General features: G+C 44.3%; 14 protein-coding genes. 6 read left to right on the top strand and 8 right to left on the bottom strand.

From position 1 onward, the window contains the following. The first annotated feature begins 143 nt into the window (after positions 1–143). Positions 144–704 (top strand): Uma2 family endonuclease, encoded by a 561-nt coding sequence (locus AAFP14_RS10745; protein WP_341732251.1) that lies wholly within the window; start codon positions 144–146, stop codon positions 702–704. 71 nt (positions 705–775) lie between these two features. Here AAFP14_RS10745 and AAFP14_RS10740 read toward each other — a convergent pair whose 3' ends face one another. The 8 genes from AAFP14_RS10740 to ruvB form a co-directional block, all read right to left on the bottom strand. After that, positions 776–1,342, bottom strand: coding sequence for a diheme cytochrome C (locus tag AAFP14_RS10740; protein WP_341732250.1), 567 nt, complete (start codon positions 1,340–1,342; stop codon positions 776–778). 72 nt (positions 1,343–1,414) lie between these two features. After that, entirely contained in the window at positions 1,415–2,323 is a 909-nt protein-coding gene (locus tag AAFP14_RS10735) for an MBL fold metallo-hydrolase (protein WP_341732249.1), read from the bottom strand. A gap of 287 nt (positions 2,324–2,610) precedes the next feature. Beyond that, the gene (locus tag AAFP14_RS10730) at positions 2,611–3,123 is read right to left on the bottom strand and encodes an inorganic diphosphatase (protein ID WP_340521403.1); all 513 of its coding nucleotides are present in this window, start codon (positions 3,121–3,123) and stop codon (positions 2,611–2,613) included. Positions 3,124–3,329: 206 nt separating this feature from the next. Continuing rightward, positions 3,330–3,875 carry an inorganic pyrophosphatase gene (locus tag AAFP14_RS10725; RefSeq protein WP_341732248.1) on the bottom strand — a complete coding sequence of 182 codons (546 nt, stop codon included), beginning with the start codon at positions 3,873–3,875 and terminating at the stop codon, positions 3,330–3,332. Between the two features lie 295 nt (positions 3,876–4,170). Next, entirely contained in the window at positions 4,171–7,365 is a 3,195-nt protein-coding gene (locus tag AAFP14_RS10720; RefSeq protein ID WP_341732247.1) for a GAF domain-containing protein, read from the bottom strand. Positions 7,366–7,593: 228 nt separating this feature from the next. After that, positions 7,594–7,827 carry a hypothetical protein gene (locus AAFP14_RS10715; RefSeq protein ID WP_341732246.1) on the bottom strand — a complete coding sequence of 78 codons (234 nt, stop codon included), beginning with the start codon at positions 7,825–7,827 and terminating at the stop codon, positions 7,594–7,596. A 183-nt stretch (positions 7,828–8,010) separates the two neighbouring features. After that, complete coding sequence (gene recN / locus AAFP14_RS10710) at positions 8,011–9,786, bottom strand: DNA repair protein RecN (RefSeq protein WP_341732245.1); 1,776 nt, start codon at positions 9,784–9,786, stop codon at positions 8,011–8,013. A gap of 345 nt (positions 9,787–10,131) precedes the next feature. After that, the gene (gene ruvB, locus AAFP14_RS10705; protein ID WP_341732244.1) at positions 10,132–11,229 is read right to left on the bottom strand and encodes a Holliday junction branch migration DNA helicase RuvB; all 1,098 of its coding nucleotides are present in this window, start codon (positions 11,227–11,229) and stop codon (positions 10,132–10,134) included. 35 nt (positions 11,230–11,264) lie between these two features. On the opposite strand from ruvB, the gene AAFP14_RS10700 reads away from it, so the two are divergent. The 5 genes from AAFP14_RS10700 to AAFP14_RS10680 all read left to right on the top strand — a co-directional run bounded on the left by AAFP14_RS10700 (position 11,265) and on the right by AAFP14_RS10680 (position 21,265). Further along, the gene (locus AAFP14_RS10700; RefSeq protein ID WP_472851041.1) at positions 11,265–11,840 is read left to right on the top strand and encodes a hypothetical protein; all 576 of its coding nucleotides are present in this window, start codon (positions 11,265–11,267) and stop codon (positions 11,838–11,840) included. Positions 11,841–12,015: 175 nt separating this feature from the next. Further along, complete coding sequence (locus AAFP14_RS10695; RefSeq protein WP_341732357.1) at positions 12,016–12,855, top strand: ABC transporter permease; 840 nt, start codon at positions 12,016–12,018, stop codon at positions 12,853–12,855. 80 nt (positions 12,856–12,935) lie between these two features. Next, positions 12,936–14,351 carry an ABC transporter ATP-binding protein gene (locus tag AAFP14_RS10690; protein ID WP_341732243.1) on the top strand — a complete coding sequence of 472 codons (1,416 nt, stop codon included), beginning with the start codon at positions 12,936–12,938 and terminating at the stop codon, positions 14,349–14,351. A 14-nt stretch (positions 14,352–14,365) separates the two neighbouring features. After that, positions 14,366–15,907: a methyltransferase gene (locus AAFP14_RS10685; protein WP_341732242.1), complete on the top strand. Its 1,542-nt coding sequence runs from the start codon at positions 14,366–14,368 to the stop codon at positions 15,905–15,907. A gap of 102 nt (positions 15,908–16,009) precedes the next feature. Continuing rightward, positions 16,010–21,265 (top strand): glycosyltransferase, encoded by a 5,256-nt coding sequence (locus AAFP14_RS10680; protein WP_472851043.1) that lies wholly within the window; start codon positions 16,010–16,012, stop codon positions 21,263–21,265. Positions 21,266–21,288 lie beyond the last annotated feature (23 nt).

Raw genomic sequence — 21,288 nt, 5'->3', positions numbered from 1 at the left:
GGGAAGGGCACCAGAAACTTCTAAATATTATTATAACTAATTACGCATTGAGACTGATATTTTGTAGTCGTTTAAATCTTAAGGTCGTGGTAAAATTGAAAAATGAAATCGAGTCTTAATGTTTTACCCTACTATAAAAGATTATGACAGCAACCAAAGCAAAAATCTGGACAGTTGAAGAATATCACCGGATGATTGAAGCTGGTATTCTCAATGAGGATGATAACATTGAACTGCTTGATGGGATGATTGTTGAAATGAGTCCTCAAACACCAATCCATGCTGCTACAACCCAGCGCAGCGATCGATATCTACAACACCTACTAAGAGATTTAGCAGAAATTCGCGTGCAGTTGCCAATTACTTTAGCAACTTCGGAACCGGAACCAGATATAGCAGTTGTTTGTATCGATCCGGGCGGTTATGGCGACCATCACCCAAATCCTAGGGAAATTTTGCTATTAATTGAGGTTTCTTACTCGACATTGCAAATTGACCACCGGGAAAAAGCCCTGATTTATGCTAGGGCTAATATCGCTGAATATTGGATTTTAGATATAGTTAGCCGTCAAGCATATATTTATCGAAATCCTGCCCCCGCAGGCTATCAATCTGAGATAGTTGTTGCAGATAATGCTGTGATTAGAATGCTAGCTTTTCCTGAGATTGAAATTAATTTTTCACAACTGTTTTTGCCTGTTTAGTTTTGGTGTGTGATTTAACAGCGGATGGGTAGAAGATGAGGGGTGATGAACGCAGATAACTCCTAGGTTCCCTAATCAGAGTTTTCCCACTCGGCGGTAAGCTTGCGGAAATTGTATTGAGATACACCAGGATGACAAGTCACGCAACTGCTGATATTTGCTGGTTGTGACATTTTAACTTTGGGATGTAGAGCTTTGAAATATCGAGAACTTGCAACTCGATAAGCCAGTTCTTCTTCTTTTTGTTGGGGACGAGAAAAAGTTTGCAGATAGTTCCACACTAGCAGGCGCGGTGGATCTACTAGGAGCTTGAGGGTTTGTCCGTAGTGTTGGGGATCTTGCAGCAATCTGCGCCAGGTTTCTGTAGGTAAGACTTGCGGCGGCAAACCAATGTGGCAAGTGGCGCAGTTTTCGAGGTATAGTTGTTGTCCGAGTTCGTAGCGATCGGGAATGCGATCGACAGTGCCGATATTTTCGATTCCAGATACTTGAGCTAGTGGTGCGGGGGTGCGAGCATCGGCTGTCTGGGCGGCTACCCATCCCCCGCAGGTACAGCAGAACACGATCAACACTACCAAAGTTGAGTAAAGTCCCCCCAAGGTTCGCCTAGGAAGTCGGCGGGGTGTTTGGTGCTTCATTTTGCTTGTGCCTTTGGTCTTCTAATTTTTGCCACAACGATCGGGTTTTTTGGAGCCTGCGTTGATTTTTTGTTAAATCACTGGTATGCTCATGCCTTCTCGTGCTAAGCAACTATCGGCGAAAACTGCTTGGACTTCTGCTTCTACTCGATCGAGAAAGTTGTCGTCATGACCTGGATCGTGGTGAAACATTACCACTTTTTTGACTCCCGCTGCTTTGGCTACTTCTACTCCTGCTTGCCAAGTCGAGTGTCCCCAGCCGACTTTGGGCGACTTGAAGTCATGATATTCTTCGTTGGTGTAATTCGCATCGTAAATTAACACATCTGCGTCGCGAGCTAGGTGTACTATGTTTTCGTCTAACCGATCGGCAAAGTGTTCTGTATCGGTGCAGTAGACGGCACTATGTCCCTCCCAGGTCACACGATATCCGATCGCAGTATTGGGATGATTCAGCAGGGCTGTTTCGATTTTTACATCGTCGAGTTCGATGATATCCCCCGGAGTCAAGTCATTAAATTTGAGGTCTGATTGCATCACCTGGATGGGGACTGGGAAGTTGGGGTGGTGCATTTGGTCGGCCAGACGCTGTTTAATTGTAGTGCCGTTGGGGGCGATCGCACCGTAAATGTGAAAGCAGTTGCCTGGAATGAAGGCGGGGGTAAAAAAAGGGAATCCTTGAATGTGGTCCCAGTGCGTGTGGCTGAAAAACATATGGGCTTCCACTGGCATCTGGCGCAGTAAGTTGAGACCAAGGACTCGCAAACCTGTGCCACCGTCAAAGATCAGGCGTTGTTTGCCCAATCGCATTTCTACGCAAGAGGTGTTACCTCCATAGCGAATGGTTTTGCTACCGGGAGTTGCGATGCTGCCCCGGACTCCCCAAAACTGAACGACAAACTCGGTCAAAGGGCTGCTTGAGCTAGTGGCTTTGCCATCAGAAGGCTGTGGAATGGCTGCGGACTTTTGGGAATCAGGCATTTTTTTTAGCTTTACGCGCAGGAACTTGGGAGTTGAGATTTTATTTTTTACTTCGAGAATTTAAAAAAACATTCAGCCTTCAGGCAGTGAGGTGGGACCGGGAACCCGATCGTGATCATCATGTTTGACAGAGAAACATTCAAAACATTTGATAGGGAAACAGTCGGAGTACCTCAAATGAAATCAAATATATCTTTAAATTGGAATCTAGTCTGCCCACACCATAAATCATATTTGGTGTGGGAGTATGTGATTCTGGTTGTAGTCCAAGAATGCGGGCTAATGGTTTATTTGCGATCGGCTGCGATGCACTTTTCCACTAATGGCATTACTAGATCCACATCTTGCCACCCTAGAATTTCTGTCACTTTTTTCTCCAAATTTTTGTAGGTTCTAAAAAATTCGGCTATTTCATCCAAGCGATGGGGTGCTACGTCTTTGAGGGACTTATAGTGAGCGTAGCGTGGGTCTTTGTCGGGAACGCACAATAGTTTTTCGTCCCGATCGCCTCCATCGATCATTTCTAGCATTCCGATGGGACGGGCTGCAATCACGCACCCCGGAAATGTGGGCTCATCCATCATCACCATGCCGTCGAGGGGGTCGCCATCGTCAGCTAAGGTATTAGGTATGAAGCCATAGTCGCATGGATATTGGACTGAGGAAGAGAGCACCCGATCTAGAGCAAAGGCTTGTAAGTCTTTATCAAATTCGTACTTGTTTTTGCTACCGGCGGTAATTTCGATCAGAACATTGAGCAGTCCTGGTTTCGGCTGTGCCGGAATTAGCGATAAGTCCACAACAATATCTCCAAGTTAACAGATGATCCGGGTTTTGCTATTTGTCAAACCCCTTTCATAGCATTTTAGGAGCGATCGGGCCTAACGGCTGCATAAGATTGATACAAAGCCCAGGAGTGCGATCGCCTCGGATTGATTTTTTGGCGCTGACCCACGACATAACGCGATCGACACAAAATCAGCCACACCCCGATCGAAGAATCAATCTAATGTTGGATTTCCTTGTAAATTGACTGGACTACATCGAGCAGGCTCAAGATTTGCTGCCATTCGGGAGCATCAGGCTTGTAGCTTTTTGCACGCTGAATTTTTAAAGTGTGGTGCAACACATTCAGCACCGCCTCTGGAGACGGTAAGGGTTCCTCCTCATCTGCTGGGGGAAGGGAAGCATTTTCTTCGATGATTTCTTTGATATTTTGCGCCTTGTCTGCCAGGGTTAAAGCTCTACCTGCCAGGTTTTCCGGCATTTTCGGTCGTTCCGACAAAGAAGCGCCTGTCAGTTCCACCAGTAGTTGACAGACTTGATCGACCCATTCGCGATCGTTTACCGAAAAGGAACCGGATTTGAAAACTTGTCCATCTCGTCTTTGCTGAATGCTTTGTACCTTCTGTATCAGAGGTAGAGCCTTTTGGGTAATGTTAGGTGGCATTCTGGGGATATCGGACAAGGAGTTCCGAGCAATCTCTAGCAATAGTTGGTAAACCTGATCTACCCACTCAATATCTCCCGACTGCGAATTCCAATTATTCATAACTGACGCTAGTAGTTTTCCATAATAAGACTAGAACATTAAGTAGCTGTGGTTTTCAGCATCTTTCATAAAACAATCATACCTGTTGGAGCAGATTTAAAATCACCGTCTCAGTGAGTGTTAGAGAAAGCATGGCAGAATAAAAATTCCCCACACATTCAGCTATGGGTAGTTTGTCAATAAGTTAATTTGGCGTTTGAAACCCCAATCGGATGTTGAGGTTTATGGTTCGCCGTGGCTGCCAGCCATAGGGGGGCTGGTTCAGCATTTAACCCAGGACTTAGGGCGAGGAGTCCTATTTTTCTGTGAGGTTCCACACCCCGTCCCAGTTCAGTACGTCTGGGGGGTGAAGTCTATATAGCACACAGCGATCGACGTGTAATCTAGCCGCCTTGTTTTTGGGATCTTGGCTCAAAACCTCATTAAATTTGCCTAGTGCGTGTTCAAAACACTTCCTAGCTTTCGGTTCTAACTTTGTCTTAATTTCGCTCAGTACCTTTTTCACTCCATCGAGGGTCAGATTTTCCACAAATTCCTCATCTAACCTTTCTGCTACTGTTTCTTCGGCCCGGCTTTTAATTTTCGCCTGCAATAACTGTCTGATATGTGAGGATTTCAAACGCTTGATTTTGCCATTTGATGGGTTTTTGATATCTGCTTCCAAAATCTTTTTGACATCGCCCTCTTGCAATTCCTTAATTTCGTCTGGTGATAACTCTCCGATCTTAGATTTTATCAAGAGTGTGGCTTCATCTTCCGACAGGTTTTTGATACCTTCCCATTTCAGGAGTTTAATTTCTGACTCGAATATTTTATGGGCTGGGGACTGATTTGTTACATCGTACTCAGGCTCTTTTTTTAGTTGAGATAACAATTTTTTGAGTTCATGTTCTAACTGTTTATCGACCTCGTAGGAGAGTTCTTTGACCTTTGCTTCTGGCATTTTTGCCACAGTCTTTAATATTTCTTCCACCTCAGCCTTAGATAGTTTTTGAGTAACAGGTTGCTTGTAAAATTCGCGTCCTGCGTTGTAGTGTTCTAGTTGTTCTAGAGCAGTTTTAAATTTTGTTGCCTCTTCATCAGTCAGCTCCCTGCTAACGGAGGAGTAACCGGGCTTGATAGCTACAAGTTCGTAAATGATGACTGGTTCGCTTTTGCCTTTAACAGTAATGAAATCTAGTTCCCGTACGTACACTCGCTCTTTGTATTCTTTGTAGGTGTTGTCACTAATGATTAAGTCAGTGCCGTACTGCTTGCTGGCCCCTTCTAAGCGAGAGGCGAGATTCACCCCATCTCCAATGGAAGTGAGTTCCATCCGTCTGCTGGAGCCGATGTTACCGCTGACAACTTCGTCGGAATGGATGCCCATACCGATACTGATCGGTAACTCGCCATTAGCAATTCGCTCTTGATTAAATTCCTTCAATTTTTCCCGCATTTCCACGGCGGTTTGCATGGCGCACCAGGCATGATCTTCTAGGGGTGCTGGAGAGCCAAAAACTGCCATCAGAGCGTCGCCGATGTATTTGTCGAGAGTACCTCCGTACTTGAATACGGAATCTACCATCACTTCAAAATATTTGTTGAGCATCTCTACCACTTGTTCGGCTTGCAATTTTTCCGTAAGTGTGGTGTAGCTGCGAATATCGGAGAACAGCACCGAAACGTGCTTGCGTTTACCTCCCAATCCTGTATCTCCTGAAGCCAGCAGCGCTTCGGCTACTGCTGGGGTCATGTAGCGGTACATCAAGTTTTTGACTTGCTTAGCGCTGCTGATATCTTCCATCACAACTAATGCTCCGTTAACTTTTTTGGGGTCAGTAGCATCTGTCATGGAATTGATCGACAAATTTATGCTCTGCTGTTCTCCTTCGGAGGCAATCAATACTTGGTCAGGGTAATACTGCTGGCGGTCTTTTTCGTTTGTAGGGTGCAATGCCACATCGAACCACTTGGCAAAATCACCTTTTTCCAAGTTAATTAGATCGCGCAAAGATTGACCTTCTGCCAAGCGGGCATCGCTAACGCCAAGCAATTTTTTGGCACTGGGATTCGTAGCGACTATATGGCCTTTTTGGTCTGTAGATATGACGCCGTTTGTCAGGGCGTGCAGCATATCTTTTTGTCTTTGTTCTTGCTGTTTGACTTCGGCAAATAGTTTGGCGTTTTGCAGGGCTACTCCTGCTTGGATATTAAACGCTTTCATAAATTCCATGTCGTTGCGATTGAAACTAGCTCGCCATTGTTCCGGGGCTTCAGGCCAGTTTTCTGGATTGTATGGGGGGTATTCTCCTTGTTTTTTTTTGTTAATTAATTGGGTGACTCCAATCAATTTGTGGTCGGCATTAAATACTGGCATACAGAGCATACTGCAAGTGCGGTAGCCAGTTTTTTTGTCTGTTTCTTTGGAAGTTTCGGCGCGGGAGTCGTCATATACGTCAAAGGAAATTAGTAGCGGTTCACTGGATTGGGCGACAATACCTGCAAAACCGGCGGTTCTGGGTATGCGAAGTTCTTGAAGTTGACCTGCGATCGGGATTTTTGTCCATAGTTGATCTCGATCTTCGTCAATTAGCCACAGGGTGCTGCGATCGGCTTGCATCAGTTCTTGAGCCTGATCCATCACCCGTTTGAGAGTGTCTTCTAAGTCTAGACTGCTTTGAGAAAGAGCGTTGACGGCGTTCATCAGCGCTGTCGCTGCCCGCTGCCTTTGAGTTGCTGCGTAGAAAGATTTAGAAGATTCTAAAATTAGGCGAATGGACGGGGCAAATTCTCTAAATATTTGTTCGTCTTCTTGGGTAAATCCTTGCCGATCGATCTGTGCGTCTAAATGGTCGTAATTATGATGATCTGCCTTGAGTTTATTAATCAGTTGAACGACTGCTACTAACTCTTGTGTGTCTTCATTGATCAGAGGCATCGCCAGCATTGTATAGGTGCGATATCCTGTTTTTTCGTCAGTTTTTTTGGCGTTAGTCGATCGCGGGTCGTTGTAAAAATCATAGGGAATATTCACCCCTTTTCTGCCGGTGGCGACTTCTCCAGCAATGCCCACATTGGCGGGAAATCTGAGTTCTAGGTTGTTGCCATGTTCATCTTTGGCAACCCTTGCCCAGAGTTCATTTTTTTCGTCGTCTAATAAAAATATAGTGCTGCGATCGGCATTGAGCAATTCCCCGGTTTTGAGGGTAATCGACTGCAACATTTCGTTAAGGATAGCGTCAAACCCTTGGCTGTCTAAGAGGTTGTCGAGCATTCCCAAGGTTTGATTGACAACCTTCAGTTTGTTCTCTACGTCCTTGGCAACTCCTTTAAAACTATCCTTGTTTAGGGGTGCGAGGAAACTGGAGAAGTTTCCTTGGGTTGTGACGATTTGACCACTGCTAGAGGGATAGTGAGAGGGCTGTTCCTGATGATTTTCAGTGATAGGAGTGACATCTATAGTCACATTACCTGGGGATGACAGATTGGAAGATGCAGAATAATTCATAGACCTTTAGAGAAGCTTAAGTTTAAGGTTTGGTCTCTCAGGTAGCAGATCTGGCAAGTAGATCGCCCGGAGCTTTGCACAAGAGTAGAGTAAAAGTATTTGTCAAACTATTTCCCAGTTTACAGAACTTCCTACCGATGGCAAGGAAGGGCGGTTTGGGAGAGAACCGTGGGAGATTGAGAGCGCTGTGGCCATTAGTCCATGGCGATCGGAGGTCGGGAATTTTTTTTAAATGGTATAGTATCGGATTTTGACATTTGGTTTACTAAGTGTAACTAGATTCGGTGACTCAGAACGTTCGATCGCCTGGGCGGACTGCAATCTATTGTAAATATAGGAGTGGACGGGGAGGGTAGGCACGGGGGAACTACCCATACAAAACGATGATTTGTCACCAGCATGAAACAGCCCAGGGCTGTCAGGGGGTCGATGGATGCGGACTAAAGTTTGACTAGCCGCCATTCTGACATCACTACTAACTAATTATGTGTGCTCATCTCTACAATTGTGGTTTCTACATAGAATTTCTGTCAACTTCGCCGCTAAAACAGTTGCTGAGACTGGTACAACTGTGATAGTAATATCTGGTTGCCATCGAGTGTCACTGCTAACTGTGACACAAATACCCTGTTTAGTTGTTAAATCTTAACAATAATTGCGGTCAACTTCAGTTTTTTGAGAATGAATTTGGCGCAAAGAAGCAGCCTGAGCTAGGAGAGATTCAGCAAAAGCGATGGCTTCTGTTTCCGATCGCCCACTAGCAAGTTGAGCCAGTTCTTCCCGTCGCTGCTGGCTGTTGAGGGCCACAACACGCACCACTGTACGTTCCGATGATTCAGGGTTGCCTAGATCTTCCTGTGTGCCTGTTTCAGAGGCGATCGTCTGTTTGTTGACACGAAAATGACAGTCCGCCATGGCAGCAATCAAAGGTTGGTGCGTCACACAAAGGACTTGGTGTTTTTCCGAAAGTTGATGGAGTTTTTTGGCGATCGCCCCAGCCACTCTCCCAGACACCCCGGCATCAATTTCATCAAATACCAGAGTGCTAGCACCTTCTATTTGCGAAAAACAAGCTTTGATGGCGAGCAAAAAGCGACTCATTTCTCCCCCAGAGGCGATCGCACCTAGGGGTTGCAGAGGTTCCCCTGGATTCGGACTGAAACAAAAGGCGATGCGATCGGCACCATTTGCTGTTGGGGTAACTGCTGCAATTTCCACTTGAAATTGTACTTTTTCCATGGCTAAGGGCTTGAGTTCTGCCACTAAAGCAGCTTCGAGTTTCAGAGCCGTTTCCCGTCGCAGGGCGCTGAGGTGGCTGCAAGCATCCTTTAATTGCTCCATAGAGGCTTGATAGGCGAGTTCTAATGCCTCCATAGACTCGCCTCCTGCTAAAAGTTCATTTAGTTCGTTTTGGATGGTTTGATAATAGGCGATCGCTTCTTTAAGCGGGCCATATTTACGACAGATTTGTTTAAGTTCCTGAATTCGCTCTTCTACTTCTTCAAGTCTTTGCGGATCTGCTTCTAATTGTTCGCCGTAGCTGCTAATTTGGCGACTAGCTTCTGTAGCTTGAGCTAAAGCATCGCTGACCATTTCTAGAATTGGTTGCAACTGAACATCGTAGACGGCCATGTCGCTTAAAGTTGCCTCAGCTTTGCTCAACAAGTCAGCAGCAGAGGCAGCATCCGTGTCATTTTGATACAGAGCTTGATGAACTTGGTAACTTTGTTGCTGCAACTCCACAACGTGACTAAGCCTGATTGATTCTTGTTCGAGGTTTTCCAATTCAGCCGCGTCTTCGATATGGGCTTGGCCAAGCTCTCGGACTTGGTATTCTAATAAATCAAGTCTTTGCAGGCGCTGCTGTTCTGACTGACGTCTGCGGTTGAGGGCGGTTTTGGCTTCGCTGGCGACAAGCCATGCTGCGGTGACATTCGATCGCCCTTGCAAAATAGTTTTACCACCATAGAGATCTAGCCATTCTCGCTGGAGAGTTTCTAGTCCTAGTTGGACGGTTTGGCCTTGAGCAGTAATTTCCACGAGTCGATCGCGCAGTTGCTCCATCAAGGGGCGGTTGACCAAAATTCCGTTCAAACGCGATCTCGTCCGCAAAGTACCGCTAGATGCCATAATTTCCCGGCTGCAAACCGCTAAATTCCCATCAATCGGTTCAATTTCTTGCTCGCCCAGCCACAATAATGCAGCTTTGTCCAATTCAAAAGTCGCTTCCAGTATGGCCCGCGCTGCTCCTGTGCGAATCACACGGCGATCGACTTTTCCACCCAAGACTGCATCGATCGCATCTAGGATAATCGATTTCCCAGCCCCTGTTTCCCCTGTAAATACGTTCAAACTAGGGCCAAATTCTAGGTCTAGACAGTCAATCAATGCAAAGTTTTCGATTCTCAGGGATAGTAACATGGGGAATTTGTTATTGGTTATTTGTTATTGGTTATTTGTTATTGGTTATTGGTTATTGGTTATTGGTTATTTGTTATTGGTTATTGGTTATTTGTTATTGGTTATTGGTTATTGGTTATTGGTTATTGGTTATTGGTTATTGGTTATTTGTTATTGGTTATTGGTTATTGGTTATTTGTTATGGGTTATTGGTTATTGGTTATTTGTTATCCCTCGTCCCTAGGCTCTGCCTAGGGACGCAGATCCAGAGGCTCTGCCTCGCCTTGAACCATACCATCGAGGCAGAGCCTCTTGATCTGGGTTCCCAGACAGAGCCTTGGAACCAGTGCAATGGCCAATCTCCCCTTAAAGTAAACCCAAGTGTTTATAAGCAGCAACCGTGGCAATTCTACCCCTACTTGTTCTTTGCAAAAATCCAATTTGCATCAAATAAGGTTCGTACACATCCTCAATCGTTTGAGTATCCTCTCCTGTGGAAGCCGCCAGGGTTTCTAAACCCACTGGACCACCATTAAAGTTTTCAATCATTGCTGTCAACAGACACCGATCGGTCCAATCCAAACCTAGCGGATCGACATTGAATAATTCTAGGGCAACCGATGCCACTTCGGCGGTGATCGGCTTTAATTGTTTGACTTCACTATAGTCTCTAACTCGCCGCAACAATCGGTTAGCAATGCGGGGTGTGCCACGAGCTCGGCGGGCAATTTCTGTGGCTCCTTCTGCTGTAATGGGAGTGTCGAGAACTTGGGCGCTTCTTTGGACAATTAAACTGAGTTCATCTATTTCGTAGTAGCGTAATCTTTGGATCAGTCCGAAGCGATCGCGCAAGGGAGCTGTTAGCGACCCAACTTTTGTAGTTGCTCCTACTAAGGTAAACGGTTTCAGGGGAATAGTCCGAATTTTGGCACTTTTGCCTTGACCAATCGTAATATCTAAGCGACAATCTTCCATCGCTGGATATAGGATTTCTTCTGTTACTTTTGATAAGCGGTGAATTTCGTCGATAAACAGCACGTCTCCGGCTTTAAGGTTGACTAACAATCCGACAATATCGCGGGGTTTTTCTAGGGCTGGGGCTGTGGTGATTTTGCATTCAACTTCCATTTCTGCTGCTAAAATTAGCGACATTGTGGTTTTACCTAACCCTGGCGGCCCATACAGTAACAGGTGATCCATTGGTTCGTTTCGGGATTTGGCTGCTTGAATTGCGATCGCCAAAACTTCTCTCAAGTCTTTCTGTCCGATGTATTCAGCTAATCGCTGAGGTCGGATTTTATCGTCTTGTTTGCTGTTGGTTTCGTCGGCTAGTTCTTGGGGTTCTACCAGCGATTCTGTCTGGGGTTTTACAGCTTTATTTTTGGTTTTTTTGGGGGTGGCTGCGGCAATGTGTTCGGGTAGATTTGGATCGGGAGGCTGTTGTTTGGAGGAGATAATTGCCATATTAATCTGCGAGCGAACTGGGGAAATTGTTTACAATGATTAAAATAATCTTGAGAATTATTGAGTTGGCTATGAGTATACCGTCTGATTTATTAGCATCGGAAAATATAACTTTTGAGGAGGCGATCGCGCTGACTCAATCTTTATTGTCAGAAATTGAAGCCGATAGACTTTCACAGGCCCAGATTCAGCAAGCAGTGGCTTCTCTGGTGAACACACACAACGGCGCTAGAGGGTTTTTTGTCACCTATCTGACGGACGATCGACACCTTGCAGATGAACCGTCTCCTGGAGTGCTGGATGCACTGCGCGAGGCTCCTGAGATCGTAGCAGAACTGCTGGTAAAAAATCTGGCGATGTCGGCCGCAATGGTTGTCTATCACTCGCGTCATCACAAGCCGGAAATGGCCGCGGGTTCACAGAGAGTACAAGGGCGATCGCGCCATCTAATTCAAACTCTGCAAATACCTGCTTGTCAAACTCTAGCGGAGCAAATGCTAGAAAATTTGCGGACTGGACAAGGGGAATATGAACAGTTTTTCGATCGCTGGGGCTATGATGGGGAGCAAAAAGCGGCGATCGGTTCGGCACTCAGCGAGGCGATCGGCTAATCAACAGCCCATAAGTGTCTTCGGGCTTCAAAAACCATCCCTCTGGGTGCAGCTAGCCCACAAACCCTTGATCAAAGTAGCGAGGCTGTGGAATAATTGCGGTTTAACAAAAGCTGCTATCAAGCAGCTTGAGTTGATTTAGGTGTGAAGGTAGCGAACGAGGGCAAAAAAATTGCTGAGATCGGTCAAAGGATTTGCCCACAAAGCCCGAACGGTTAGCCGCGGGCGACGGGCGAAGCTCAATTTGCTGGCAACATTAGTGCGCCGCGATTTAGAATCTCAATACAAAGGCTCAATTCTCGGCAATTTGTGGCCTTTGCTGAATCAGCTATCACAATTGCTGATTTACACTTACGTGTTTTCCATTGTCCTCAAGGTAAAACTCAACCTTGTAGGCTTCCCAGAAAACAGCGACATTACCTTTGGAGTCTGGCTGTTTGCAGGTTTACTGCCTTGGAGTGCCTTTACCAGTGGTTTGATTAAGTCGGCAGTATCCGTAGTAGGGCAGCCAAATTTAGTGAAAAAAGTGGTATTTCCCCTCGGTTTACTCCCGCTAGTACCTATTTTGACAGCATTTATTGAAAGCTCTCTCGGTCTAGCAGCTTTAATCGTCATAGTAGCAGTATCATCGCAAAAGCTCAACGCTACACTGTGCTTGCTGCCCCTGGTTTGGATGCCTCAGTTGCTGCTAACTGCCGGCTTGGGATATTTGACCGCAGGCTTAACGGTATTTTTGCGAGATATTCCTCAGACTTTAGGTGTTATTCTAAATTTTTGGTTCTATTTAACACCGATCGTCTATCCAGCATCGGTGATTCCCGAACAGTGGCGTGGATTGATCTTTTGGTTGAATCCCATGGCAGCAATTTCAGAAGTTTACCGCGACCTCATACTGCTTGGAGAAGTGAAACACTGGGGCGAATGGGGTGTAGCCACATTAATTTCTGCTGCTATATTTTGTGGAGGTTTAATTGTTTACCGACGTTTGCGTCCGGCTTTTGCTGACGTGCTGTAAATTGGTTTTAGATAGGGTACTGTAAATTTGTTTTAGATCTAAAGTCAATCTAAAATCTAAAATCTAAAATCTAAAATCTAATGACAGAAACTGTAATTTCACTCAAAAATGTTTCCAAATGTTTTAAACGGTACGATCGCCCTGGAGACCGCTTAAAGGAAATAATTTATCCCAGCAAAAAACTTGCTGACGAATTTTGGGCACTACAAGACATCAATCTGGAAATTTTTCAAGGACAAACTCTAGGAATTGTCGGTCGCAACGGTTCGGGAAAAAGCACGCTCCTGCAAATAATTGTGGGGACGCTAACACCAACCGCAGGTAGCGTCGAAGTTAAAGGGCGAGTCTCAGCTTTGTTGGAACTCGGCAGTGGTTTTAACCCAGAATTTACCGGACGGCAAAATGTATTTTTCAACGCTCAAATCCTGGGATTCAATCAAAAAGAAACCGAAGAAAAATTTGATGAAATAGCAGCTTTTGCTGATATTGGAGATTTCATCGAACAGCCAGTCAAGACCTATTCTAGCGGTATGTTTGTCCGGCTGGCTTTCGCTGTCGCCACTAGCGTTGAGCCAAATATTTTGGTAGTTGATGAAGCACTTTCTGTCGGTGACGAAGCTTTTCAGCGTAAGTGTTTTGCTCGCTTACAGTCAATTCAGGAAAGTGGGGGAACCATTTTATTTGTTTCTCACGCAGCTACTTCTGTGGTACAACTTTGTACTTCGGCAATTTTAATGGATAGCGGGGAATTACTCCTAGCTCACACGCCCAAGGTGGTCATATCTAAGTATCAAAAATTGATTTATGCCGATCCAGATCAAGTCTTGGGGTTAAAGGAAGATATTCGAGTATTGAATAAGCTGACCAAGCAGGAAGCGGAAGAAGACCTTCAGGATGTCACCACAGAAATCACAACTGGAGAAATTAAACAAGAGCCATCCATTCCAGAATTCAAGGACTATTACGAAGAGTATTACGATCCAGGCATGATACCCTCGAATACGGTGAGGTATCCGTCTAGGGGAGCCTCCATTATTAATCCCTGCATCACTACGCTGAAGGGAAATGTGGTAAATCACTTGATTGGTCGTCAAGATTATATTTATACTTACTCTGTCACTTTCTCGAAGTCTACTTCCAAAGTTAGATTTGGAATGTTAATTAAAACCATTAGCGGCTTTGAGTTGGCTGGTGCTTCTTTGAAGGCTTCTAGCAAGTCAATTAAGTATGTGGAAGCGGGAACAACAATTGTAGTCAAATTTCAATTTAAATGTTTGCTAAATCCTGGGGTTTATTTTTTGAACGCCGGGGTGGTGGGAACGGTAGATGAAGATTTGACTTATCTCGATCGCTGTGTAGATGTGGCAATGTTTAGAGTTCAGTCTTGTACTGAATCCTGTGGGAACGGTATTGTTGACTTGCTGATTGAACCGTGTTTAACTGTTGTCAATTCTGATTCAATGGTAACAGAAGCGTCAAGCGAGGTCATCAGATAAATTTTGTGGAAATAATGAGCAACATTAATCTAGATATGGTAGAAAATTCTGTTATTAAAGCATTAATTGGAGAGCAAGCTAAGTTTCCCGAAAATTTTAAACAGAATATTTGCGAAAACGATGAAATGTATTTGTTTGCTCTGAGGAATGTAAAAAATGACAGCGATCGGGCTTTGGTGCGCTATTATTCCCTCGGTCGTCGGATTATGGATACAGTTAAACAAGTTGTAGATTGGCATTTTGGCGATTTTGAAAATGTGCCATCTTTTCTCGACTTTGCCTGCGGTTACGGTCGCTTTACCCGCTTTTTGATTCAGGAAATGCCACCGGAACGAGTTTGGGTGTCTGACATTTCTACCCAGGCTGTCAAGTTTCAAACAGAATACTTCGGTGTTAACGGTATTGTCTCTACGGGAAATCCAGAAAATTATCTCATTGACCAAAAGTTTGACTGCATTGTCGCTAATTCTTTTTTCAGCCATATGCCAGAAAAAACCTTTGGTGGCTGGTTGCAAAATTTGTATAATTTGTTGAATCCTAATGGCATTTTGATGTTTAGCGTTCACGATGAGTGTTTGCGGGCACCAGGTACAGAAATGCCAGCCACAGGTCTTTTGTTCAGCCCCAACAGCGAAATTCAATCCTTAAATCAGCAAGAATACGGCACAACTTATGTAACAGAAAAGTTTGTTCGAGAAATTGTACATCGCGTCAGTGGTGGCCAAGCATTTGTGCATCGCATAGAAAAAGGTCTATGTAGATTTCAGGATTTGTATATTGTGACAAATCACCGAGTTAAAGATTTTTATAGCTGGCAATTCAATCATCACCCGGAGGGATATGTTGATGTTGCTACTTTTACTAAAAAGGGTAGTTTATATTTGGAAGGGTGGGCTGTAGATGTCAATCAGGATGGGATAATTGATGAGGTTCAAGTGCTGGTAAACGGTAAGCTTGTCCAGAAAACAGAGCCTTTTTACGACCGCCTGGATCTGGAGCAACATTTTCAGAAAGATGCAATCTGGCAGTCTGGCTGGAACTGTTATTTAGGGAAAGATACTATTTCTCCCCAGGATATATTAACGGTGAAATTGATTAATAACTGTGGCGGGAAATTGATCGTTGAAAATTGCAGAGTTCAATCCCTGGTCAGCCAGAAGTTATCGAAGTCTTTGTTGAGTTCTACAAATCACAAAATTAACTTGGTGGAAAGTCAGTTGGCTGCGGCTAAGATAGAATTAGAGCAAACTAAACAGGAATTAAATTCTACTAAAGCCCTAGGGCAAGAAACTCAAGCTAAGTTACAAGAAACGGAAGCAAAGCTGCAAGAAGCTGAAGCTAAATTGGTTGATGTTCAAAGGAGTTTTGAGCTGACCGAAGTTCATTTAGGAGCTGTGAAAGGGCAGTTAGAAGAAACAGAAAAATCGCTAAATTATGTCAAAGCAGAAGTTGAGCGATCGCATAATCGGATTCTAGCAATGGAAAGCAGCAAATTTTGGAGACTCAGATCGGCTTGGTTTCAAGTCAGGCGCGCCCTAGGCTTAGCCGGAGAGTAAACAAAGGTAGAATAAAATTAATCGGTTTGGGAATTAGGGCGAGGGAGAGAAAACGTGAATATAAATGATGACAGCAAATCTTCGGTTTTTATTGTAACTGGAATGCACCGTTCCGGTACTTCTTTGACAGCTTCTTTGTTTCAGAAAGTCGGAGTTGATATTGGTAAAAAGTTAGTCGGGCCTGCCGATGGAAATATTAAGGGTCATTTTGAAAATGTGGATTTTGTGGAGTTTCACAAAAGTGTTTTGCGATCGCACGGCATAGATGAACTCGGCTGCACCTTTGAAAAAACGATTCCCGTAGCAGCCGAATTTGTAGAAATCGCCCAAAAATTAATTGCCGAAAATCAAAAAACAGACAAACACTGGGGCTGGAAAGACCCGCGGACAGCACTTTTCAGTAATTTTTGGTTAAATCTGCTACCCGAAGCTAATTTTATCTGCGTGTATCGATCGCCCTGGGAAGTCGTCGATTCCCTGTACCGTCGTGGCACCGATGTCAGCTTGCTGAACAATCCCGAAATGGCAGTAAAAATGTGGATTCACTACAATCAGCAAGTTTTAGAACTTTACGAACGTTTTCCCGATCGCTGTCTGCTAGCCAACGTTTACCCGATCGGCAATCATCCCGAACTTTTCATCAATCAAGTCAATCAAAAATTTAATGTTAATTTATGTGCTATCCCCACCGACAATTTTGACAAATCTCTATTAGTCAACGACCTCGAAAACAGCCACAGACATAGCCTGATCGAACAGTATTTTCCCGAAGCTGTTGAAATTTATCAAATCTTAGAATCCCAAGCCCAAGATTTAAGCAGCAAGACCAGTTTATCCCCAGATACAATCATCAGTTTACCCACACCTGCTGTGGGACAACTCCAAGATTGGCTAAAAATTCGCTTACTGGAAAAACAGCAAAAAACCAGCACCTCTGAAGTCAAAAAATGGCAAGAGGAATTTCAAAAAGCTCAGACAAAAGTCTTGGGATTAGAAACAGAATTAGGGCAAACTCAAGTACAGTTAGTCGGCAAAGAATCCCAATTTGAAGACGCTTTAAAAAAGCTCTTGAAATTAGAAACAGAATTAGGACAAACTCAAGTACAATTAGCAGGCAAAGAATCCCAATTTCAAGAAGCTTTAGCCAAACTCCTAGAATTGGAAACAGAATTAGGGCAAACTCAAGTACAGTTAGCAGGCCAAGAATCGCAATTTCAAGAAGCTTTAGCCAAACTCCTAGAATTGGAAACAGAATTAGGGCAAACTCAAGTACAGTTAGCAGGCAAAGAATCTAACTTTAAAATAGCCTTAGAAAAAGTGCTAACTTTAGAATCACAATTGGGAGAAAAACAGGCAGAAATAGAAGAAAAAGAATTAGAGTTAAAAAAGAAAGCAGCGAAGTTCCTGCGACTGGAAACCGAAACCAGAGAAATTCAGGAAAACCTCAGAACCTCGGTCCTCAACCTCGAAAAATCGTGCCAAGAAATTGAACCGCTTCGCCGGGAACTTGACCAAATAAAATCTTCGACTTGGTGGAGAATCTGGGAAAATTTATTAGAAATAAAACGCCGAACGCGCGAACTTTTTCCGAGATTCATTTTTTCGATAGACGGTGCAAACAATTTGCATATTTACGATTCTGATTTAGTAATCAGTGGCTGGGCTTTTCACAGTCAATTTAGCATTAAATCGGTGCGAGCCAAAATTAAAAATACAATCTTTACAGGTTTTTGTGGCATAGAAAGAAGTGATGTAGCGGAAGCTCACTCTAATATTATTGCAGCTAAAAATTCAGGTTTTAGAATTGAATTATCCGTCCCACCGGGACGGCACGAAGTGCTGTTGGAAGTGCAAGATACTAAGGGTAAATGGCATCTGTTGTCAGTTTATCCGCTTTTTGTGTCCACAATTCAAGCATCCTTTGATACGCCCATAGTTTGGGAACAACGGCCTGGTCAGGTTTTGTTTGCCGGTTGGTGTTGTCACCACGATCGCAAAATTGTTAAATTAACCCTTGTCTGTGGTGATACTTCTGTAGAATGCGCCTATGGTTTGCGACGAAAAGATGTCGGTGAAGTGTTTCCCGATTGGGTGAATAGTTCGGAAAGTGGGTTTGAGGCCCTCGTGAATGTGCCGGTGGGAGAATGGCTGGTTTCTTTAAACGCCGAGTTAGAAACAGGGGAGATTTTATCTTTTCAAGCGTCGCAAATATTGAAGGTTCAACCTTATGATATCTGGCGCAGAAGTGCTGATAAATTTGAGGAATTGTCTAGGTTTATAGAGGCAATTCGGCAACGGGCGAGGGAAAGAAAACAACGTCTCGGTAGAATTATACCGATGCCTTGGGAAATACTCTCGGTGGTGCGTCAGTTTGGCAAGATTTATCGCCAGCAACAACAGTTTATTGCGCCAGGGGAATTGCTACCACCTGCGGGTTTTGTTGTGCCGCAGCCCATTGATAGGTATGATGCTTGGCTGTCGGTGAATCAGTGGAATGAGCGATCGCGCAGTTACTTGATTTCTCGTTTAGAATCTTGTCAGGCACCACTGCCGAAAATTTCGGTGGTAATGCCAGTTTACAACCCGGAAGTAGAATTTTTGTCAAGTGCGATCGGCAGCGTGTGCAATCAAGTTTATCAAAACTGGGAACTTTGTATTGCCGACGATTGCAGCACCGATTTAACAGTCATTGAAACTTTAAAAAACTGGGCGACAAAAGACAATCGAATTCAGCTTACCTTTCGGGAAAAAAACGGCAACATCAGCGCCGCCACCAACAGCGCCCTAGCCATCGCCACAGGTGAAATCATCGTATTTTTGGACAACGACGACGAACTAACTCTCGACGCATTAGGAGAAGTTGCCTTATATTTTGCCACCCATCCCACCACAGATTTTCTCTACTCCGACGACGATAAAATTGACACCAAAGGCAGCCGATTTTCCCCGCAATTCAAACCCGAATGGTCGCCAGAATTGCTCCTTTCCTATATGTATCTCGGTCATTTATGCGCCGTCAGAAAGCAAATAGTTGAACAAGTAGGGGGTATGCGACTAGGTTTTGAAGGCTCCCAAGATTACGATTTTGCCTTGAGAGCAACGGAAATTTCTCGCCACGTCGCCCATCTGCCACTGGTATTATATCACTGGCGCACCGCCCCAGGCTCTACCGCCATATCGGGAGCCGCGAAACCAGCCAGTTTTTCAGCAGGTCAAAAAGCAATTCAAGACGCATTAAACCGCCAACAAATCCAAGGAGAAGTTGCTCAGCACACCTGGGCAATCAAAGAAAATTTGGGAATTTTCGCTCAAAACTTCCCCGATACCGGGCCGTCGGTGACAATTATTATTCCCACTAAAAATCAGCAAGAATTGCTTAAATCCTGTCTGGATTCTCTGGAGGCTACCACTTACAAAAACTATCAAATTCTCGTCATCGATAACGAAAGCGACGACCCCAAAGCCCTGGAATATTTCAAAAACTTAAAATGCCAAGTTTTGCCAATCAAAAATGAGCAAGGAAAGTTTAGTTATGCAGCAATTAACAACCGCGCTGTCGAACAATGTGACAGCCAATATATCTTGTTTTTGAACAATGATACTGAGATAATCAACCCCCGCTGGCTGAGTCAGATGGTGGGATACGCGCAAATTGCCAAGGTGGGTGCTGTCGGCGCGAGACTCTTATATCCCGATAATAGAATTCAGCACGCGGGCATCATTCATGGACTCCATCATGGTTTAGCTGGTCACGCTTTTAAGTTGATGAGTAGCGATAATCGAGGCTATCTTTCTCAGGCGATGGTGACGCGAAATTACTCGGCGGTGACTGCTGCTTGTATGCTGACTCCCCGTCAATTGTTCTTAGAATTGGGCGGTTTTGATGAGGCTAATTTTGCTGTTGCTTACAATGATGCCGATTACGGATACCGATTGTTAAAAAATGGCTATCGCTGCGTATATTGTCCCGATGCGGAACTGTTACACAAAGAGGGAGCTTCTAGGGGTTTTAATGACAATCCCACAGAAGTAGCGGCATTTCGACGCAAGTATGCTGGTAAAAAAGATAGTTGTTACAGTCCTCACTTGTCTTTAGAAGATGAATATTTTCGGATTCAACCAGTCCGATTTTTTATGCAGGAATATACGCCTCTAAGTGAAGTCGAAGAGCTCGCGGTACAAACAAAGCCCTGGGACGGAGTTAAGCCAGTCAAATTGTTGATGTGTAGTAATTCCCTTGATTTCACGGGTGCGCCACTACATCAATATGAAATCGCCGTGAAGTTGGCTGCTTTGGGTGTGATTAAGCCCATCATCTTTTGTGTTTCCGATGGACCACTACGTCAAACTTACGAACAGCAGGGCCTTGAGGTAATTATTTATGATAATCCTCTGGAACATATCTACCAGCGTGATGCTTATGATGAGGCGATCGAGAATTTTAGCCAAGAAATTAAGAAACTCAAAGTAGATGCGATTTATGCTAATACTTTAGAAAATTTCTTTGTAGTTGATGCGGCGCAGCAAATCGGAATTCCGACAGTCTGGAACGTCCATGAAAGCGAACCTTGGCAAACTTATTTTAACAGGTTCGGTTCAGAAATTGCGGCACGAGCTTTAGAGTGTTTTCGGTTTCCTTACAAGGTGATTTTTGTGGCGGATGCAACGCGAGATAGATATTTACCTCTGAATAGCCACCACAATTTTACAGTCATTCACAATGGTTTAGACTTGAGCCGATTGGATAATTCGGACAATCCTGAATTGGCGAGAAAGAGTCTCGGTGTTGAGCAAGAAGATGTGGTAATTTTGGTGCTGGGAACAGTATGTGAAAGAAAAGGTCAACAGGATTTAGTCAAGGCGCTGGCGCTGGTGGCGGAAGAATGGCACGACAAAATTAGGTGTTTTATTGTGGGCGATCGCCCTAGTATTTACAGCAATAAATTAGCCGAATTGGTGGGTGAGTTGCCACAAAAATTACGGCAAAGGGTAACTATTGTCCCGGAAACTTCGGAGACGGGAAAATATTACCAAGCCGCCGATATTTTTGTTTGTACTTCTCGGGTTGAAAGTTTTCCGAGGGTGATTCTAGAGGCGATGGCATGGGATTTGCCAATTATTACCACCCCGGTTTTTGGGATTAAAGAACAAGTTAGACCGGGAATTAACGGTTTATTTTACACCCCCGATCGCCCAGAAGAACTAGCGGCATCATTGCATACTTTGTTGGAGGATAAAGCTTGGTGTCAGCGGTTAGCAGAAAATGCTAAATATGTGTTAAAGTCATTGAATACTTTTGAAGAAATGACTCAAGATTACGGTCAGATTTTTCGAGAAGCCTATTTTACTAAAAAGTAACTGTTGAAAATTAAAGGGTGAAA

The organism is Microcoleus sp. EPA2 (assembly GCA_020882975.1).
GTDB lineage: Bacteria > Cyanobacteriota > Cyanobacteriia > Cyanobacteriales > Microcoleaceae > Microcoleus.
Note: the sequence above shows the minus strand (reverse complement) of the source record. Positions and strands in the feature narration are given on the sequence as shown.